This is a genomic window from Bacillus sp. FDAARGOS_1420 (assembly GCF_019344915.1).
Taxonomy (GTDB): Bacteria; Bacillota; Bacilli; order Bacillales; family Bacillaceae_G; genus Bacillus_A; species Bacillus_A mycoides.
Window position 1 is genome coordinate 2,656,510 of sequence record NZ_JAHWJB010000002.1, and the last position, 18,522, is coordinate 2,675,031.

The 18,522-nt window shown below is 34.0% G+C and carries 21 protein-coding genes; 2 read left to right on the forward strand and 19 right to left on the reverse strand.

From position 1 onward, the window contains the following. Window positions 1-67 precede the first annotated feature (67 nt). From I6L50_RS23810 to I6L50_RS23865, 12 genes are all read right to left on the reverse strand, one after another. The gene (locus I6L50_RS23810; RefSeq protein ID WP_219303307.1) at window positions 68-1,054 is read right to left on the reverse strand and encodes a HoxN/HupN/NixA family nickel/cobalt transporter; all 987 of its coding nucleotides are present in this window, start codon (window positions 1,052-1,054) and stop codon (window positions 68-70) included. After that, window positions 1,041-1,673, reverse strand: a complete 633-nt coding sequence (locus I6L50_RS23815) for an AmiS/UreI family transporter (protein WP_219303308.1) — start codon at window positions 1,671-1,673, stop codon at window positions 1,041-1,043. The genes I6L50_RS23810 and I6L50_RS23815 overlap by 14 nt, the downstream gene beginning before the upstream one ends. A gap of 18 nt (window positions 1,674-1,691) precedes the next feature. Beyond that, on the reverse strand, window positions 1,692-2,513 hold the full coding sequence (locus tag I6L50_RS23820) for an urease accessory protein UreD (protein ID WP_219303309.1): 822 nt from the start codon (window positions 2,511-2,513) through the stop codon (window positions 1,692-1,694). Next, a complete protein-coding gene (gene ureG / locus I6L50_RS23825) occupies window positions 2,510-3,127 on the reverse strand; it encodes an urease accessory protein UreG (RefSeq protein ID WP_000594929.1) in 618 nt (205 codons plus the stop codon). The genes I6L50_RS23820 and ureG overlap by 4 nt, the downstream gene beginning before the upstream one ends. Window positions 3,128-3,141: 14 nt before the next feature. Beyond that, entirely contained in the window at window positions 3,142-3,840 is a 699-nt protein-coding gene (locus I6L50_RS23830) for an urease accessory protein UreF (protein ID WP_219303743.1), read from the reverse strand. Then, window positions 3,818-4,273, reverse strand: coding sequence for an urease accessory protein UreE (locus tag I6L50_RS23835; RefSeq protein ID WP_000582803.1), 456 nt, complete (start codon window positions 4,271-4,273; stop codon window positions 3,818-3,820). Before I6L50_RS23835 ends, I6L50_RS23830 begins: the two co-directional genes overlap by 23 nt. A gap of 18 nt (window positions 4,274-4,291) precedes the next feature. Beyond that, the gene (ureC, locus tag I6L50_RS23840) at window positions 4,292-6,004 is read right to left on the reverse strand and encodes an urease subunit alpha (RefSeq protein WP_219303310.1); all 1,713 of its coding nucleotides are present in this window, start codon (window positions 6,002-6,004) and stop codon (window positions 4,292-4,294) included. A 1-nt stretch (window position 6,005) separates the two neighbouring features. Further along, entirely contained in the window at window positions 6,006-6,335 is a 330-nt protein-coding gene (locus I6L50_RS23845; protein WP_219303311.1) for an urease subunit beta, read from the reverse strand. A gap of 14 nt (window positions 6,336-6,349) precedes the next feature. Further along, window positions 6,350-6,652, reverse strand: a complete 303-nt coding sequence (locus I6L50_RS23850) for an urease subunit gamma (protein ID WP_001241327.1) — start codon at window positions 6,650-6,652, stop codon at window positions 6,350-6,352. A 139-nt stretch (window positions 6,653-6,791) separates the two neighbouring features. Further along, the gene (locus I6L50_RS23855) at window positions 6,792-7,043 is read right to left on the reverse strand and encodes a DUF2164 domain-containing protein (RefSeq protein WP_002087817.1); all 252 of its coding nucleotides are present in this window, start codon (window positions 7,041-7,043) and stop codon (window positions 6,792-6,794) included. Between the two features lie 17 nt (window positions 7,044-7,060). Beyond that, on the reverse strand, window positions 7,061-7,513 hold the full coding sequence (locus tag I6L50_RS23860; protein WP_219303312.1) for a peptidoglycan recognition protein family protein: 453 nt from the start codon (window positions 7,511-7,513) through the stop codon (window positions 7,061-7,063). Between the two features lie 15 nt (window positions 7,514-7,528). After that, a complete protein-coding gene (locus tag I6L50_RS23865; RefSeq protein ID WP_219303313.1) occupies window positions 7,529-8,332 on the reverse strand; it encodes a protein phosphatase 2C domain-containing protein in 804 nt (267 codons plus the stop codon). Window positions 8,333-8,475: 143 nt separating this feature from the next. Between I6L50_RS23865 and I6L50_RS23870 the strand changes: the two genes are divergently transcribed. Then, the gene (locus I6L50_RS23870) at window positions 8,476-9,285 is read left to right on the forward strand and encodes a YitT family protein (protein ID WP_219303314.1); all 810 of its coding nucleotides are present in this window, start codon (window positions 8,476-8,478) and stop codon (window positions 9,283-9,285) included. 20 nt (window positions 9,286-9,305) lie between these two features. Here I6L50_RS23870 and I6L50_RS23875 read toward each other — a convergent pair whose 3' ends face one another. Beyond that, window positions 9,306-9,677: a VOC family protein gene (locus I6L50_RS23875; RefSeq protein WP_002087825.1), complete on the reverse strand. Its 372-nt coding sequence runs from the start codon at window positions 9,675-9,677 to the stop codon at window positions 9,306-9,308. Between the two features lie 236 nt (window positions 9,678-9,913). On the opposite strand from I6L50_RS23875, the gene I6L50_RS23880 reads away from it, so the two are divergent. Continuing rightward, window positions 9,914-11,446, forward strand: a complete 1,533-nt coding sequence (locus I6L50_RS23880; RefSeq protein ID WP_219303315.1) for a BA3702 family sensor histidine kinase — start codon at window positions 9,914-9,916, stop codon at window positions 11,444-11,446. Window positions 11,447-11,560: 114 nt separating this feature from the next. Here the strand turns inward: I6L50_RS23880 and I6L50_RS23885 are convergent, their stop codons facing one another. The 6 genes from I6L50_RS23885 to I6L50_RS23910 form a co-directional block, all read right to left on the reverse strand. Then, on the reverse strand, window positions 11,561-12,355 hold the full coding sequence (locus I6L50_RS23885; RefSeq protein WP_219303316.1) for a phosphotransferase: 795 nt from the start codon (window positions 12,353-12,355) through the stop codon (window positions 11,561-11,563). Window positions 12,356-12,492: 137 nt separating this feature from the next. Continuing rightward, on the reverse strand, window positions 12,493-13,107 hold the full coding sequence (locus tag I6L50_RS23890) for an alpha/beta hydrolase (protein ID WP_002137739.1): 615 nt from the start codon (window positions 13,105-13,107) through the stop codon (window positions 12,493-12,495). Window positions 13,108-13,134: 27 nt separating this feature from the next. Beyond that, window positions 13,135-14,073 (reverse strand): ring-cleaving dioxygenase, encoded by a 939-nt coding sequence (locus I6L50_RS23895; protein WP_219303317.1) that lies wholly within the window; start codon window positions 14,071-14,073, stop codon window positions 13,135-13,137. Between the two features lie 485 nt (window positions 14,074-14,558). Next, window positions 14,559-16,133, reverse strand: a complete 1,575-nt coding sequence (locus tag I6L50_RS23900) for an FMN-binding glutamate synthase family protein (RefSeq protein WP_002167824.1) — start codon at window positions 16,131-16,133, stop codon at window positions 14,559-14,561. A 71-nt stretch (window positions 16,134-16,204) separates the two neighbouring features. Beyond that, window positions 16,205-17,332, reverse strand: a complete 1,128-nt coding sequence (locus I6L50_RS23905; protein WP_219303318.1) for an alkene reductase — start codon at window positions 17,330-17,332, stop codon at window positions 16,205-16,207. A gap of 601 nt (window positions 17,333-17,933) precedes the next feature. Next, the gene (locus I6L50_RS23910) at window positions 17,934-18,395 is read right to left on the reverse strand and encodes a CarD family transcriptional regulator (RefSeq protein WP_170935206.1); all 462 of its coding nucleotides are present in this window, start codon (window positions 18,393-18,395) and stop codon (window positions 17,934-17,936) included. Between the last annotated feature and the right edge of the window lie 127 nt (window positions 18,396-18,522).

The following is an 18,522-nucleotide window of genomic DNA, read 5'->3' on the forward strand; positions in this document are numbered from 1 at the left end:
TTTTCATCTAGCGTGTTTTTTATTTCAGTTTATATACATAATTAACCAAATATCACACGGTATATTTTTATTTCTCTATACTCTTTGTAAGTGGTTCTTTAAATGCATTTCTATTCCATACAGCAAAAACAATAAGAGAAATAATAAAGAATACAACAAGACATATACCCAAATAATCAAAATTAACTACCTGAATGAGATTCCAAAACGGGCCCTGTAAATTATAGCTTTCAATAAGTAAAGATAATAGTTGATAACCCCCTATTAAAAAAGCCGTTATAACAGATATTGAGGTAATTAATACGTTATATGAATTTCTAATTCGACTATTTTCCATTGCCCACTTATAATTCGTATTCATGAATGTACTATCTAATGTATCCATCAACGACATTCCTGCAGCAAACAAAATGGGAAAAGCAAATATACTTACAAGCGGGATAGATTGACTTGTTGCAGTTACTGTAGAAAGAGCAATTAATCCGATTTCACTTGCTGTATCAAAACCAAGCCCAAATAAAAAACCGATCATATACAATTGCTTTTGACTATCAATAAACCTAAATAAGCGCTGCGTGAAACGATATATAAATCCTAAGTTTTCTGGTTGCTTATCCTCTTGGCTTGGTAACACTTTAATAAGGTACAACAGATTGGTAAGCCCAATAATAATAAGAAATGTACTAGAAACAATTGTGCCGATAATACCGCCTATAGTAGAAAAACTCTCCATTCCATGTTTTGCTGTTTTTCCAATTAAAGCAATTAATACGATCATCACAAATACTACAGTAGAGTGTCCTAATGAGAAGTAAAACCCCACCCCCTGTGAGTTTTTACCTTTTTCAATTAATTTCCGAACAGTATTATCAATTGCGACAATATGATCACTATCAAACGCATGACGCAATCCTAAAGAATATGCAATAATAGCCATTCCAATTATGCTATTGCCTTTATACAGTGCAGGTAATAATAAGAGAATTCCAAGCACATGAAGAAATATAATAATAACAAAAAAATTAGTTGCTTTTTTCAGTTCACTTTTCCACATAGTTACTAACCCTTTCTACTTTAGATTGAATACTCTTGAAAAAGAAAAGTGCCATAATAAAAACTACAATCGTTATAATAGTCACTAAAATAATTACAAAATCATTTAACATGCCTGTATGATTTGTAAGTGTTAACAGGGCTGGTATCGTTGCAGTAATCCAGGATTCAATGAAGCAAACAATCCCTACATAAATATGAATCTTCTTTTTCAACCCATCTTGCAAGAAAAATAAAAACCAAAGGAACGCCCAAAAGAACCAAATTATTGTACTTTGTAGACTTCCACTCTCATGTAATTGATTCGCTATTCCCATAACCGTTGCAATAATAGCAACCCAAAGAGAATAGTAGCCTACACCTGAAGAATCAAGTTCTAATATATTCGTAAGGCCAACATATAAATAAGTAAAACCAAATAAAAAAATAGTTCCATTAGATAGGATAGTCCACTCATTAGATTGACTTCCTGTAAATAATAAATATAGTGGTGTCAAAGTTTGTAATGCCCCTACAAATAAATTGAAGTACCCTACACTTTTGCTATCAATGAGTTTAAAAGCTGCTAGTGCATTCATAAATAGAACTGCACCGACATATAATAATCCCACATTAGTCATAGTATCCCCTTCTCCTACTTAATATTTTCGATAGGATGTTAATTCTTCATGCAGACAATTCTTTCTAACAAAACGATGACACTGAAAAAATATAGACTCCATATCCTCTGTATTATGACTAAGTATGCGTATGACAAAGCCTTTACATGGCATAGAAGATATTCCAATCTTCATATTGTTAGTGTTAGAAAGCGAAGTTTTCAATGCTGCAATTAAATCATTTGTAATGTTCTCATTAATAACCATGAAAGTACCATAATGGGAATATTGATTTAATATTCCCATTTGATCTAGCGGCTCTTTGAAAGGGTTTAACAATAGATGATCGTAAACTACAAGTTTGTTTTCCATATATATTTTTGTTAGCGAATCAAAATACTGGTATGTGAACTTCTCCATATTTGGAGACCAACCAGGCGTAACTGAATCGCATAAAATCAATGTAGAATTATTTTGCATATATATATTTGTTTTTTGCTTATATGCTGCATCCTTGTACATAATCAACGGATCTGGTAAATACTCCATAACAGCATTTTCACCAATATAAACATTCAATTCTTGCAAAGCATAACTATTTGGAGTCTTGTAAATTTTCGTTGCTGATTGGCTTGTTATATATGTTTTCGCATCTTCATGAACATTTATATTTATAGAATAGAAGTCTCCTTTTAAATAACCTCCACCAGAATTCATGATATAGCAATATGCTCTACCATAATCATCCAAATATATTGGCTGCGTTACTTTTAAGGCATCTTTATGATAAACCTTAATAGGTACCGTTTTATGTCTCTTTTCCATCACATCAATGTTTAAGACACCTGTAGGGGCTTTCATTTCTTCAATCCTTCTAACATGATGTTTTGTCGCATCCAATTTATTAATCCCTGTAAGCCTTCCTCATCCTTCAAATTTGTAAAAAAATATGGTTTATTATGTCGGTAATTTTTCGTATCCTGCTCCATAACTCCAAGATCAGCCCCTACATAAGGTGCCAAATCCGTTTTATTAATCACAAATACATCAGATTTGATCATTCCTTGTCCACCTTTACGAGGAATCTTTTCTCCTTGTGCTACATCAATAATATAAATTGAAAAATCCACTAGCTCTGGACTAAATGTGGCAGCTAAATTATCACCCCCACTTTCAATAAAAATAATATCTAAATTACTATGTCTAATCATGAGCTCTTCAATTGCTTCAAAATTCATAGAAGCATCCTCTCGAATTGCTGTATGTGGACACCCTCCTGTCTCTACACCAATAATTCTATCTTCTGGTAAAACACCCGTTTTCAATAAAATCTTTGCATCTTCTTTCGTATAAATATCGTTTGTAATTGCTGCAATTTCATAATCTGTATTTAAATATTTTGTTAACTTTTCAACTAACATTGTTTTCCCAGCACCTACGGGGCCACCAATACCAATTTTAATAGGTTTTATCATTTTATTTTTCCTCCCTATGACATGAAGACTCTTACATTTACATCTTCATGTTGCATTTGATTTATTTCGAATTCAGGATCATTCAATCCAAAATTATCTAATGAAAGTATTTGAATTCTATCAATAGATTCACAGATCAATTCATGGCATTCTTGTAATAGTTTTTGACCATCTGTTTGTCCAAGAGGAATGGCTCTCACACCATTTTGAATTATACTTCCAACACTTGAATATAAGAAAACTAAGAGCGTTTCTTCTACTGTCATTTTCAATTCCGCCCCTAATATTCCGTATACGATACTCGGATGACCTTCTAATTTATTACCCATAACATCTTCTTTGTATATATTTAAATTTGCAAATGAGAACAGTTCACACAATAGTTTAGAAGTACTTTTACTAATCATTCTATTTGCTCTTCTACATTCAAAAGGCAATGTTTGTGCTGTTATTAAATCATCTAAAAATGTAATTTGTTTTCCATCATTATTCTTAGTGGCTTCGTAAGTATATTTGCAAATTAAGCCGTCCGTGTGTGTTAATTGCACTTTTACATATCGATTAATCCATTTGAAAAATTCTCCTTTATTTGTAACTTGTCCCTCTTGAATAAATGTTTCTAATCCAAAAGAGTGACTAAAACTTCCTGTTGGGAAGTTCGAATCACTAATTTGGAGTAGGTTAAGTAGGTTAAATATGTTTGTGTGAAGCATGCTTGAACGGTTTGGGTAATACTCTATTTTCTTTTTGATAAGGAACACCTTCCTTTTTGAGTAAATCTTCTACTAAGTAGTCGTTCGCCAAAATCATACACCCTTCATCGAATTGTGCTGGCAAATGTCTATTTCCTAAGTTATGCGCAATAATTCCCATTTCTTTTATTGACGTTGGAGTAATTACAATTACCTCTTCTGGTAACACTTCAATATATACAATACGATGTTCATCTTCATATAAAATATCACCGTTCTTTAATGTTTCTCCATTATCTAAAGACACCCCAATTTCAAAACCAGATTCTGAATATAATTTCTGAACCCTCTTTAGTAAAAGCTCACTAGAAATCAATATTCTATCAAGATGCTTTTTTGTATTTGCAAAATCATTCATATTGCATACGTTGTTATTAATTTTTTCAATAATCATTTTATCTCCTCCGTTATATCAAAATAAAAAATATCTTTGAGCCATAGGTAATACATCTACTGCTTCACACGTAATAACTTGTCCATCAACTTTAACTTCATATGTCTGCGGATCTACTTCAATTTCTGGTGTTGCATTATTCAGCTTCATATCTTGCTTAGAAATCTCTCTCGTATTTCTAACAGGTAATACAACTTTATTTAAACCTAATTTTTCTTTAATATTATTCTCATAAGCTACTTTAGATACAAATGTAATCGAACTTGACTGTACCGCTTTTCCATATGCACCAAACATCTTTTTTTCATAATATGGTTGTGGTGTGGGGATCGAAGCATTCTCGTCTCCCATTAATGCCATCACTACCATCCCGTTTTTCAAAACCATATCTGGCTTAACACCGAAAAATTGTGGATCCCATATTACAAGGTCTGCATATTTCCCAACTTCAATAGAGCCGACATATTCTGAAATCCCATGTGTAATAGCTGGATTAATTGTATACTTAGCTATATAGCGTTGAATTCTATTATTATCGTTATACTCTTTATCTCCCTCTAAACTACCAATCTGCTTTTTCATTTTATCGGCGGTTTGCCAATTGCGAATAATAACCTCTCCAACCCTTCCCATCGCCTGCGAGTCAGAGCTAATCATGCTGAAAACCCCTAAATCTTGCAAAATATCCTCTGCCGCAATTGTTTCTTTTCGAATCCTTGAATCCGCAAACATTACATCTTCTGGAATATTTGCTTTTAAATGATGACATACCATGAGCATATCTAAATGTTCATCCAACGTATTCACTGTATAGGGCAAGGTCGGGTTCGTTGAAGAAGGTAAAATATTATTCAGTGCAGCAATCTTTATAATATCTGGTGCATGCCCACCACCAGCCCCTTCAGTGTGGTACGTATGAATAACACGATTATCAATAGCCTTTATCGTTTCTTCCACAAAACCACATTCATTTAACGTATCAGTATGAATAGCAACTTGAATATCATATTTATCAGCAATCTGTAACGAGTGATTAATTGCTGAAGAAGTCGCTCCCCAATCTTCATGAATTTTTAATCCAATAGCTCCTGCAAATATTTGTTCTTCCAGGGCAGGTAAACTTGAACTATTTCCTTTCCCTAAAAACCCAAGATTTATAGGAAAAGCTTCTGCTGCCTCTAGCATTTTTCTTAAATTCCAAGATCCAGGCGTTATTGTAGTTGCCTTAGTACCCTCTGCCGGTCCTGTTCCTCCCCCAATTAAAGTTGTTATACCTGAAGCTAATGCTGTATCAATTTGTTGTGGGGATATGAAATGCACGTGTGTATCAATACCTCCAGCTGTAACGATTTTTCGTTCACCAGAAATTACTTCCGTTGATGTTCCAATGATGATATCAATATTATCCATAACTGAAGGATTACCACTCTTACCAATTGCTGAAATCTTTCCATCTTTTATACCAATATCCGCTTTATATACTCCTGTATAATCAATAATAATTGCATTCGTAATAACAACATCCACAACACCCTGTTCCCTTGTAAGTTGCGAATTTTGTCCCATACCATCCCTAATTGATTTTCCTCCACCAAAGACAGCTTCATCACCATATACGGTGTAATTTTGATCAATATGTGCGAATAATTGTGTATCCGCTAAACGAATAGAATCTCCTGTAGTTGGACCATATAAATCAGCATATTGTTTACGTGACATCTTAAAACTCATGCTATCTCCCTCTTTTTTTATAAGATTCAATATCGCCATCCACTTTATTTTTAAATCCATATACTTCTTGCTTCCCTGAGTACGGAACTAATTCAATCGTTTTTTCATCCCCAGGCTCGAATCTTACCGCTGTACCCGCTGGAATATTTAAATGTTGTCCAATTGCTACACTACGATTGAATTTTAACGCCTCATTCACTTCATAAAAGTGGTAATGAGACCCAATTTGAATCGGTCTATCTCCCTGATTTAACACCTTAACTTTCGTTGCTTTTTTATTTCCATTACATACTATGTCTTCTTCCGCAAGGATATATTGCCCTGGGATCATAACATTCACTTCCTTTAATGAATTGGTTGATGAATAGTTACTAATTTTGTTCCATCAGGAAAAGTTGCCTCAACTTGAATATCTGATATCATGTCTGCAATCCCATCCATAACATCTTCAGCACTTAAAATATTTTTTCCAAGCTCCATTAATTCCGCTACATTTTTACCATCTCTTGCTCCTTCCAAAATTTCATACGTAATAATAGCGATACTTTCTGGATAGTTTAACTTAAGCCCTCTCTCCTTTCGTCGATAAGCTAAATCAGCCGCAACAACTACCAGCAGTTTATCAATTTCTCTTGGAGTTAATCTCATTACAATCTTCCTTTCTAAAATATTTTAAAACTAAGAATATTCTAAAAATAAAAGATGTACTTCCAATGTCCTTTCCGTGTTTTTTCCATGTTTTTTTCTGCTAATCAAATAAAAAAAGACTAGAATTTCTAGTCTTTTTTTATTTCCCTTCATTCTTCTCTAACACATATAAATCTTCTTCAATATTCGTTAATTTCTCACTTACAAGTTTTCTTGCATCTCCAATTGCTTGATTGTATGCAAATGGTCCTACTAACTTTATCATTTCTTCTATTAAACGTTCTGCTTGGAAACGTCCAATTTCATCTAAATCTTCTTCAACGAAAAATTGCTGAATTTGTGCTACAAGCTCTTCTTTTTTATCAGTCGGTATTTTTATGTTCATCATCATTCGTTACTCCTCTATATTTAAGATAATACTTTTCTTAACTCTACCATAGAAAAGCGATTTCCTGGACAAGTTTTTGTAACCCCTTCTAACTCCCTATGGCCGAGTATATTTTCTTTCTCTATGGCAAACTGCTTCATAAACATTTTACATAAAGAATATAATGAATTCATTTGTGCAGCAGTTGGATCATATTTATCAAAATTCCCCGTCATACATATTCCAATTGTATCACTATTATTATCTTTCGCATGTGCTCCAATATGTAAACCTCGTCCTTCGACTACAGTTCCATCTTCTTCAATAAAATAATTGTAACCAATCCCGCTCCATCCTCTTACCTTTTGATGAAATTCGTGAGTTTTATACACATCCCAGCCATCTTCTGACGTATGGTGGATGATCAGTTTATTTACTTTTTCTAAAGGAACTAACTCATTTTGAAATGTTAAATTTACACATTTAATTTCCATTTGAACTTCCTCCCCTTAAAAATCAATTATAATAATTGTTTTATCATCTGGTCTTATTCTATTTTCTCCTTCTAGCCTTTCAATGATTGCTACATATTCTTTTATACTATTCTTTCTTATATATATCACAATTTGTTCTAACGACCACTCCGGATGGAACAATCCGTCCGAACAAATAAAGATCCCACTTACATCAGCTACATGTAATTCCCCATGTTGTAAATAAGTCATCGCTTCTTTCATCCCATTTGCAACTGCGTAACCGTGTGGCACATTCGCAAGATAGCGGTTGTATTTCAACTGCTCCCGAACATCTTGAAAAACATGTTCTTCCGGGACTGGTAATCCTTTTTTACGATCCTCTTCTCTCTTCTTTTTTGCGCGTTTACTAATTCCCTTAACTGTATCTTTCGTTAATACTCTTATCGCTCCATCCTGAAATATTGCAACGATCATACAATCACCTAATTGTGCATATTCAAGCTTATCGCCTTCTATTTGAACTGCTGCAATACATGTACACCACAGATGGTCTTTTTTTCTCGTATCAACCTTGTACTCTAGCATCTTGTTTTGCAATAATTCATTCGCCTTTGCAACTTCATCTTGTAAACTATTGATCTCTCGTAGCGAAGTAAAATGACTTGCAAATAAATGTGAAGCGATGTATGCTCCATTATGTCCTTCTTCATCACAAAATGGAACTAACGGTGTTGCTCCATCGCATACACCGTAAATTATTTTATCTTCATTCCAAAAAAATGAATCCTCACACTCTTGTTTTAAAGGACTCTTCTGTTGATACGTCGTTATCTTCATATCTGTATCCCCTCCCAATTTATCAAACACTCTAACTATTTAGATTAATCTAATTTTCCGAAATAAACTGTTTTTCCCGAAAACTTTCAATTTCATATATAATCTTGAAATAATATGATTATTTAGTGAAGGACGGGAAAGAGATGGTCAGATTTCTTGGTGTTATTTTTGGTTCTATTATTATCGCAATTGCCTTTAATCTTTTCCTTATCCCCCATAAAATTTTAAGTAGTGGAATTGGCGGAATTGCTATTATTTTAGGGATTGTAACCCCTGTAAACACAGGTATTATTAACTTTGTATTGAACTTACCTATCCTTATTTTAGGATACATAGGTCTTGGAAAAAAAGTGATTTTTAACACGGTTGTTTCTGTAATTGTATTATCTGTTGCATTATACTATGTTCCAATAAAAGTCGTAGCAACAGACCCACTTTTATCATCTGTATTTGGCGGTGTCATCGCCGGCGCTGGTATTGGCCTTGTCTTTAACTGCCATGGTTCAACTGGTGGCTTTGATATTATCGGTATGTTGTTATCTCGCAAGCGAGATATTAAACTTGGTGGATTCCTTATTGCATTAAATACAGTTGTTGTTGTCATTGCAGGATTTTTCTTCACTTGGGATGTTGCCCTTACAAGCTTACTTTCAATTTATGTAACTGGTAAAGTAATTGATGCCGTTCATACAAAACATCGTAAAGTTACACTTATGATTGTAACAAATCAAGCGGAAGAAATGAAAAAAAAGCTTCTTTCAACTGTAGTACGTGGAATTACGTTACTTGATGGTGAAGGTGCTTATTCAAACGAGAAAAAACGTGTACTTATGACAGTCGTTTCACGTGAAGAATTAGCAAGTATGAAACTAACGATTTCGGAAATTGATCCTCATGCATTCGTTAATATTACGGAGACTGTTGAAGTATTAGGATTGTTTAGAAAAGTGTAAAAAACTAGGTAGATCTCCACCTAGTTTTTATTTTCCATAAATTCAATTCGATTTCCAAACGGATCTGACACGTAAAATCTGATTACATCTGGTCGCGCATGATCATCTATTACTTCAATACCTTGCTTTATTAACCCTTGTTTAAATTCATTAATTTTCAAAACATAAAAAGCTGGATGCGCTTTTTTAGCTGGATTAAAATTTTGCTCAACTCCGATATGAATCTCTTGATTTCCACACTTAAACCAACACCCACCACGCTTCTTTAATTCCTCTGGCTTTGGGATTTCCTCCATACCAATTTTATTACCATAAAATTCTCGTGCTTCTTCTTCACATCCTACTGGCGCCGCTACTTGTACATGATCAATTCCTTGAATATAATTTTTCATATTCCTTCCCCCTCTTCTATTCTAATGTTATAACGAAAATACATTCATGTAACTTAGAAAATATTAATAAAGCAATATAAGATTCTCTTATTACTACCTTTTTTTACCTTCCACTAAAAATAAAAAAGAAAATTTATTATATAATTTCCATTTTTTATAGAAATACACATTGCACCTATATTATAGTTAGTACTAGATTCATCTTTTTTAGATGCTAGTTGTACGGAGGAAATATTATGAGTCGTAAAAAACATTCATCTACGCAAAAAAAGCGTCACCCAAACGTATCGGAGCGCTTGCGAAACCATATACAAAATCGTTCTTTAGCAGAAATGTATGCATCTCTTTTTGAACATAACCCTGATAGTATTATTTCATTGAATTTAGAAGGAGTTATTTTACATATTAACCCCTCTGCGGAAAGAATATTAGGTTATACTTCTAACGAATTAGAGCGGAAAACAATCACTTCTATTTTAGAAGCACATATTTCTGATCAAGTGCTACAATACATAAAAAATGCTGCAGCTGACAATCAAAAAGAGTATATCGTCTCTATTTATCATAAAGACGGATATTTACTAGATGTCGTAACAAAATTAGTTCCTATTTTTGTTAAAAACCGTTTAACAGGTGTATACGCCATTATGAAACCCCTTGAAAAATCAGAAAGAATTGAGAAAGTATTACAAGAGAGTGAGAAACGATTACGCACATTAATGAATTCAATGCCTGCATTTGTTATTTTTAAGGACCATGAAGGACGCTGGCTTGAAGCGAATGACTATGCGCTTTCTTGTTTCAATTTCCATAACGTTCCTTATCATGGAAAAAGAGATAATGAACTCATTCAATATAACGAAGCATACCGCGAATCTTTTTTGCATTGTGAAGAAGTCGATGAACTAACATGGCAAAAAGGACAAATTCTTCACGGAGAGGAATTTATTATACATAGAAATGATTTCGACCTAGTTTTAAGCATTTCAAAAGTCCCACTCTTCCATCCTGATGGCTCACGCAAAGGTCTTATAGTGATGGGAAGAGACGTTACCGAACTAAAAGAAACTGAAAAGTTATTACGGAAATCCGAAAAACTTGCAGTAGTAGGACAACTGACAGCTGGAATTGCCCATGAAATTAGAAACCCGCTCACTTCATTAAAAGGATTTTTAACGTTATTACATCCAGAAATAAATGAGGAAAATAAATGGTATGTGGACGTTATGTTGAGTGAAATTTCACAAATGGAATCTATAACAAGCCAATTTATGGCGATGTCTAAACCACAAGTGTTATTTATTCATACATGCAACGTACAAACATTAATTGAAGAAGTTGTAACTTTTATTTTACCAACAGCAATTATGCATAGCGTTCATATCATCATGGATCATTTCGATTATATTTCTGACATTCAATGTGACAGTAATCAATTAAAACAAGTTTTGATTAACATATTAAAAAATGCAATCGAGGCGATGCCTGATGGTGGTAACATTTTCATTCAAACAACTTCGTTAGAAAATGATTTTGTTTCAATACGCATTATGGATGAAGGTTGTGGGATTCCTGAAGAGCGCATGGCTCGTCTTGGCGAACCTTTTTATAGCTTGAAAGAAAAAGGAACTGGCCTTGGCTTAATGATGTGCTATAAAATCATTCAAGAGCATCACGGGAAATTATTCATTTCCAGTGAATTAAACATAGGAACAACTGTCGATATCCAATTACCGATTGCTACAGCTCATCCTGTAACAAACTCTTAACTATACATCTACAAGATATTATAAGTAGTTCAGTTATTGTGGAAAACATCTACACTAAAAAGCTCAAAGTCCCTATATGACTCTGAGCTTTATTTTTGTATACGATTTATTTTATTAAATCCACTCTTTTCCATGTTTACGAATAAACTGAATATCATTTTCATAATGTTCAAGATGCCCTTCATCTATCATCTTTTGGAAGTTCATATCGCCTTCTAGTGCTTTTCTTTTCATGTATTTACATAATCCTTCTAATCGTAGAAGTACCATCTCCAAATAATCCTCGGCGATGCCATCACTTTTATAGGACTCAAAAAATAATTTAACTCTTTGCTTTATGCGGTCTGCATGCTGTAATGAACTATAATAAACTGCCTCACCTGTTTCCTTATAATAAACTCTACTTAATGGGACACAAGTGTAAAGAGTATAGGCTATGTCCCAAAGTCTTGGTCCAGGACCAGCAACATCAAAATCGATAATACCTACTGGCTTTTCGTTATTAAAAATAATGTTGTATATTGCAAAATCATTATGGCATACAACCTCTATTTTATTTGGAGTATTATCCATCGGTTTCCAATCATCTGATAACGGGAAATCACTCACAGCATCATGATAAAGACGGAGCATCTTCGCTATTTCTTTTAAAACATCATTAGACCACATATACTTTTTTAAAGGATAATTACCAGCTTCTCCTTCAATAAATGATAATATCTCTCTATCTTTATCATCAATACCTAAAAACTTTGGTGCATAACTAAAACCTTTGTTTTCCAAATGATTTAATAGCTTATGAATTTTGGTACTGCCTTGCTTTAATTCTCGTCGAACAGTATCTTCCGAACGATATACGTTTGAGACATTCCCTCCCGTTAGCATTTCTTCCTTTTCGTAGTTTGACATCTAATACTTCCCCTCCATTATTCTACATTTTCTTTATATTTTAACATAACTTTCCTATTCTCTTTTAACCCCTTAAATTGCAACAAAAAAATCGAGTATAAAATCTTTATGATTTTACACTCGATTTAGTCTACTATTTATGCATGTGAAAATATTTTTTCATACCATTCTGTTGCCTTCTCTACTTCATTCATCGTTAATTGATGTCCTCTATTTTCCCAATGCATTGTTACATTAGCATCTACATTTTCTAATAGCATCTTCAATTCCTCTGACTCAGAAGGTGAACAAATTGGATCATTTGTTCCAGCAGCGATAAATACGAATTTCTCTGCTAAATTAGGTAATTCTATTCCTCTTCTAGGCACCATGGGGTGATGAAGGACTGCACCTTTTAATGCATTTTTGTAATGGAATAATAGGCTCGCCGCAATATTTGCTCCATTTGAATACCCAACAGCTACGATATTATCTCTATCAAATTCATATGTTTTTGCTGCTTCATTTAAAAATTCATTTAATTCCTTCGTACGGAAAACAAGATCTTCTTCATCAAAAATACCTTCTGCTAATCGGCGGAAGAAACGAGGCATCCCATTTTCTAATACATTTCCACGAACACTTAATACAGAAGCTTCCCGATCAATTCTTTCTGCAAGCGGTAATAAATCTAATTCATTTCCTCCTGTACCATGAAGCAATAACAACACTGGTTTTGACGTATCTTTTCCTTTTTGAAAAACATGTTTCATCATATTCCTTTTCCCCTTTCAATCACTTTAATCTAGATTTCTCACTTCAAATGGTAAGAGTGTCTGTTCAATTTGTTTTCTATGTTGTTCATATCGATCCGGTAATTTTAACTCCTCACCCATCGTCTCTAAAGATTCGTCATGGGCAAAACCAGGAGGGTCTGTTGCAATTTCAAATAAGATTTCGCCGTGTTCTCTAAAATAAATTGCGTTAAAATAGTTTCGATCTTGTACAGGGGTTACACCATATCCAAAGCGAGACACATGCTCTTTCCAGTCTAATTGATCAGCATCATCATTCGCTCTCCAAGCAATATGATGAACTGTACCAACACCCATTTGCCCACGTCCAATTGTTGATAATCTCAAATCGATAATATTTCCAATATCAGCAGAAGAACGGAACCGCATAAACTCTCCCTCTTCTCCTACTTTCTCAAGACCCATAACATGCTCTAGCAATTCAGCAGTTTTTTGAGGTTGTGCAGATAAAAGAACAGCACCGCCAAATCCTTTAATTGCTACTTCTGGCGTAACTTCCCCAAAAGTCCAATTATTTAATTCGCCCTCTTCTCTTTCAACTAATTCTATATGCAAACCATGTGGATCATCAAATTCTATATACTGTTCTCCAAACCGAGTCATTTTTGTATACGGTACGTCGAATTTTTCTAATCTATTTTCCCAAAACTCCATTGTGCCTTTTGGTACGACATAAGACGTAATGCCTACTTGACCGTCCCCAATAATACCTTGACGAGCACCTGCCCATGGGAAAAACGTAATAATTGTTCCAGGCTTTCCTCCTGTATTACCAAAATAAAGATGATACGTACCTGGATCATCAAAATTCACTGTTTGTTTTACTAAACGCAATCCTAATACACCTGCATAAAAATCTACATTTTCTTGTGGGTGACCTACGATTGCTGTAATGTGATGAATTCCCATCGTTTTCTTTTCCACTTTCTCCACCCCTTTTTTTATTTCATTACAAAAAACGTTTATTCGCTAAAATTCATTATTCATTTTGTCCATATGATAAAGTTCAATCCGCAATACTATCTTTTTCAAAATTGAGGTATTTCTCTAAAAAACTAACACATTTCATTTAGTTCAAAAATTATCTCGAATTCGAGATAATCCACAAAAAAACTATAGTTCTTATGATTATATTTTAAATATTGATTTTATGATTTTGACTATCCTTCAAAAAATATCTTGAATTCGAGATTTATTATAGTCTAATTAGTTTTTATTGTCAATGCGGATATCATTTCATTTTTTCATCAAAAACAATATTCTGATAAGTTATATCCATCAAATAATCTGTTGGAAAAAGACCAACCGAAAAGCGGGAACATTCATGTAATAAATTTCTACTTTTCCTATAACAAAAAAAGCCATACAAATGTATGACTTTTTTGATTATTTTTTGTTCAGCTACATATTTACTTCCCAATTACGGAAGGAAACAATTCCGAAAGTGGAACTACTCTCCCCATCTCATCTTTAAACACAATATGCTCTCTCGTTAAGTGGCGTGGGCTCTTTACCCCTGCTGCTGCCGCTAATGAAAACAAACTATATCTCATACTAATAACATAGTTCATTACTCGCCATTTTTTCTCATACGGATCTAATGCTTTTTGGTAGTGTGGATTCGTAGTTGCAACCCCCGATGGGCATTGCCCTGAATTACATTGAAGTGCCATAATACAACCACTTGCCATCATGAATCCACGTGCTGAATTTACGGCATCTGCACCGATAGCTAAAGCAATCGCTACTTTATCTGGCGTGATTAATTTCCCGGAGGCAAACACCTTTAATTTATCCCTGACACCGTAATGATTTGCTGTATCAATAAATGTAAGTAGTGCCGGTATAAGCGGAAGCCCCATACTATCTGCCATCGATTTATATGTTGCCCCTGATCCACCTTCTGAACCGTCGATTGTAATAAAATCTGGATAGATGTTTAATTCTTTCATTGCTTTTAATAAATCTTCCAAAGGCTTCTGTTGACCAATTACAATTTTCATACCTACTGGTTTACCACCGTTTTCTTGTAAATCTTGAATAAAATATAAAGCCTCTGCGGCACTACTAATAAATGAAAAACGATTTGGCGAATTAATCGTTTCTCCTTCTCGTACTTTCCGAACGGAAGCGATTTTCTCATTTACCTTCTGTCCTTCTAAATGACCACCACGTATTTTTGCTCCTTGCCCAAATTTCAATTCAAACGCTTTAATATTACTTTCTTTCGCCTTCTCCATAAATTCCTTCATCGAAAAATTCCCGTCCTCGTCACGGTATCCAAATAATCCCGGACCAATTTGGGCAACGATATTTGCACCCGTATGTAAATGTTCTGGAATGACGCCCCCTTCCCCAGTATTAATCCACGAACCACCTGCCATTTTTGCACCAAACCCAGCTGATAAAATATAATTTTCTCCAATCGCACCGTAAGATGTCGCTGACGCTCCAAACATCCCATACAGTTTCCATGGATATTTACGATTTTCGCCGACTATAATTGCATCTTCTTCTTCATACAACCAAAGGTTTGTTGTATCCGCTGTCAATTTTTCTCTTCTTGAAAATAACCCTTCTTTATGAATCATATATTTTTTCCCCTCACGTTCTTGCGTGAGATTCACACTTAATTCATCTGTTAATGTGGGGAATAATGTATTAGCAATATAATAGCCAGATTCCTCAAAATCTCGTTTTGATCCAAAACCAAGTATTTCAGAACGGTATTTTGCTAGAAACATAACACTTTGAAAATCGTAGCGCGAAAAGGGCTTTCCGTCAGTATCATGATCAAACCAATATTGCCGAAATTCCGGGCCTATTTTTTCGAGCAAATAGCGCATTCTACCTAAGTATGGATGCAGTTTTAATATAGAATGATGCGTCCGTTTTTTAATAAAAAATGTAATGATAAAAAAGACAATTAAAAGTAGCATCAAAAAGAGCAATATACTAATAATAATGAGTAGCGCTTCACTCATTCCGCTTCCCCCTATATATGAAATTCCATAATAAAAAGAGAACACTCCATGTGTTCTCTTTTTATCCTTATTCACACTAACGTAGCAAGATGCTCTTTCGCGTCATATTCAACCAAACTTTCAGCATTTTTAATTCGCTGAACAAAATCTGGATTAGCGATTAATGGTCTTCCGAACGCCGCTACATCAATTGTTCCTTCTTGCAGTGTTTCTTCTGCCTCTTTCGGATTCAAATTACCTACTCCTACGATAGTACCATCCCAATACTTTCTTACTAATTGATGAAAATTCTTGCCGTCAGCAATAACTTGCGTATAATTCATCGTTGAAGGGTCAATCATCGTTAATCCAACTTCTTTAAACATATTTACAAACGTTTCAATTGCAAGTTCAGGATGTTCCCACATATAAGTAGGATTATCACCTTTAAAGGCAGAGAAGCGAAGAAGCGTTTTATCAGCTCCAACTGCTTCAATTACAGCCTGAACAACTTCTTTCATAAACGTTAACCTTTGTTTTAAGTCACCGCCGTATTTATCAGTACGCTTATTCGCAAATTCATAAGTAAATTGGTCAATTAAATATCCGTGTGCACCGTGAATTTCTACACCATCAAATCCAGCTTCTATCGCATTCTTTGCGGCTTGTGCATATTGACCGATAACTTCTTTTATTTCTTCTATTGTCATTGCTTCTGGTGTATCAAACGGTTTACGAAAACGCGGAACATTCCCCTCCGCAGCAATAGCAGAAGGCGCTTGCGGCATTTGACCACCAATTATTTCGTGATGACTCATACGTCCAACATGCCATATTTGAGCAATAATCGTTCCACCTTCTTTATGTACTGCCTCTGTAACAGGTTTCCAAGAATCGACTTGCGCTTGTGTATAAATACCTGGTACTCCCGGATTCCCTTTTGCTCTCGGGCTAATGACAATTCCTTCTGTAATAATTAATCCAATCCCATCAGCAGCACGTTTTTGATAATACTCTACTACATCAGTGCCAACTACCCCAGTCTCATTATTTGCAAAACATCTCGTCATCGGTGCCATCGCTATGCGATTACGAAGAGACCAAGATCCAATTTGAATCGGATGAAATAACTTCGTTTCTTCAATATTTTCAAAAGACCCCCAAGCGTTTATATTTGTTCCTTCATAAATACTTGCCGCTTTATTATTTGAACTTGTCATTTTTCTTCCCCCTAAAAAAATCTAACTATAATCGCATCATACTTACTTTTAGATAGTAACGTCAATTTATACGTCTTTACCACTAAATATTCGAATATTAAACAAATAAAATGATAAAAACAAAAATTAAAAAGGTTTCCTAAGCAGGAAACCTTTTTTAGTTGACCATATAAGGCTAACAATTCGTTTATCTCTTTTAAATAAAGAAAATAAGCAATTATTATCTCCTCACATATGGAAAATCTCTTAACAATAGAAGTGGGAGTGGTTCAGTATTCTTCTAAAAATAATAACTTATATACCTAAAACAATGAAAGCCCTACCTCTCTTTCATCCTTACGGCTCCTCGTCCGTGCCAGTGTGAATCAGGATTGCAAAAATCAAGTAACTATTTTATTGAGTTATTTAATTAAACTTCGAACATTCGTAAAAGAAATTAAAAAATAAAAATGGATTAAATTGTAGTAATAACAAAAGAGGTTAATGCTCTAAAAGTGGTTTGAAAGAGTTGAATGTCTTTGAAATGATTGATTTTCTATAATTATATTCCCAAAAAATTCAAGATCTTTTTTGGGATGTAATACATTATCTACAATGAATCTTAACAAAAGCTTTTTATTTGATTTTCTGTGATACCTTCAATTAATCCCAGCTCACTAATCAAAAATTCATGTGCGTTATCTAACATTTTCTTTTCGCTTGCATTAAGTGCTTTTTCTTTCTGCATACGTAATAAATCACGTACAACTTCAGCACCTTCTTGTATTTTACCCGTTTTTATTTTATCAGTGTTTAATTTATACCTTTGTTTCCACGTAAGTAATCTATCTGATTCCCCATGCTGAAAAATATCTATTATGTTTGTTAATGCCTTTATATCTGTAACTGGTCGTATATTTGAACTCAATATTTTCCCCATAGGAATCATTACTTCCATATTACTAGCCGACATTTTTATAACATAATACTGTCTTTTTTCTCCTGAGATTTCCTTTTCTTCTATGGCTTTAATTATACCTGCTCCGTGCATTGGATAAACGATGTTATCGCCAATTTGAAACAAATAATCCACCTCCATATATGGTAACCTTCTCAATCTTAACACACATTTATTTTTTTAGCAAAATTTTTATAATATCACAAAATTATTTTCTATGTCAATTTATTTACACATAAAAATTCAAGCTGTA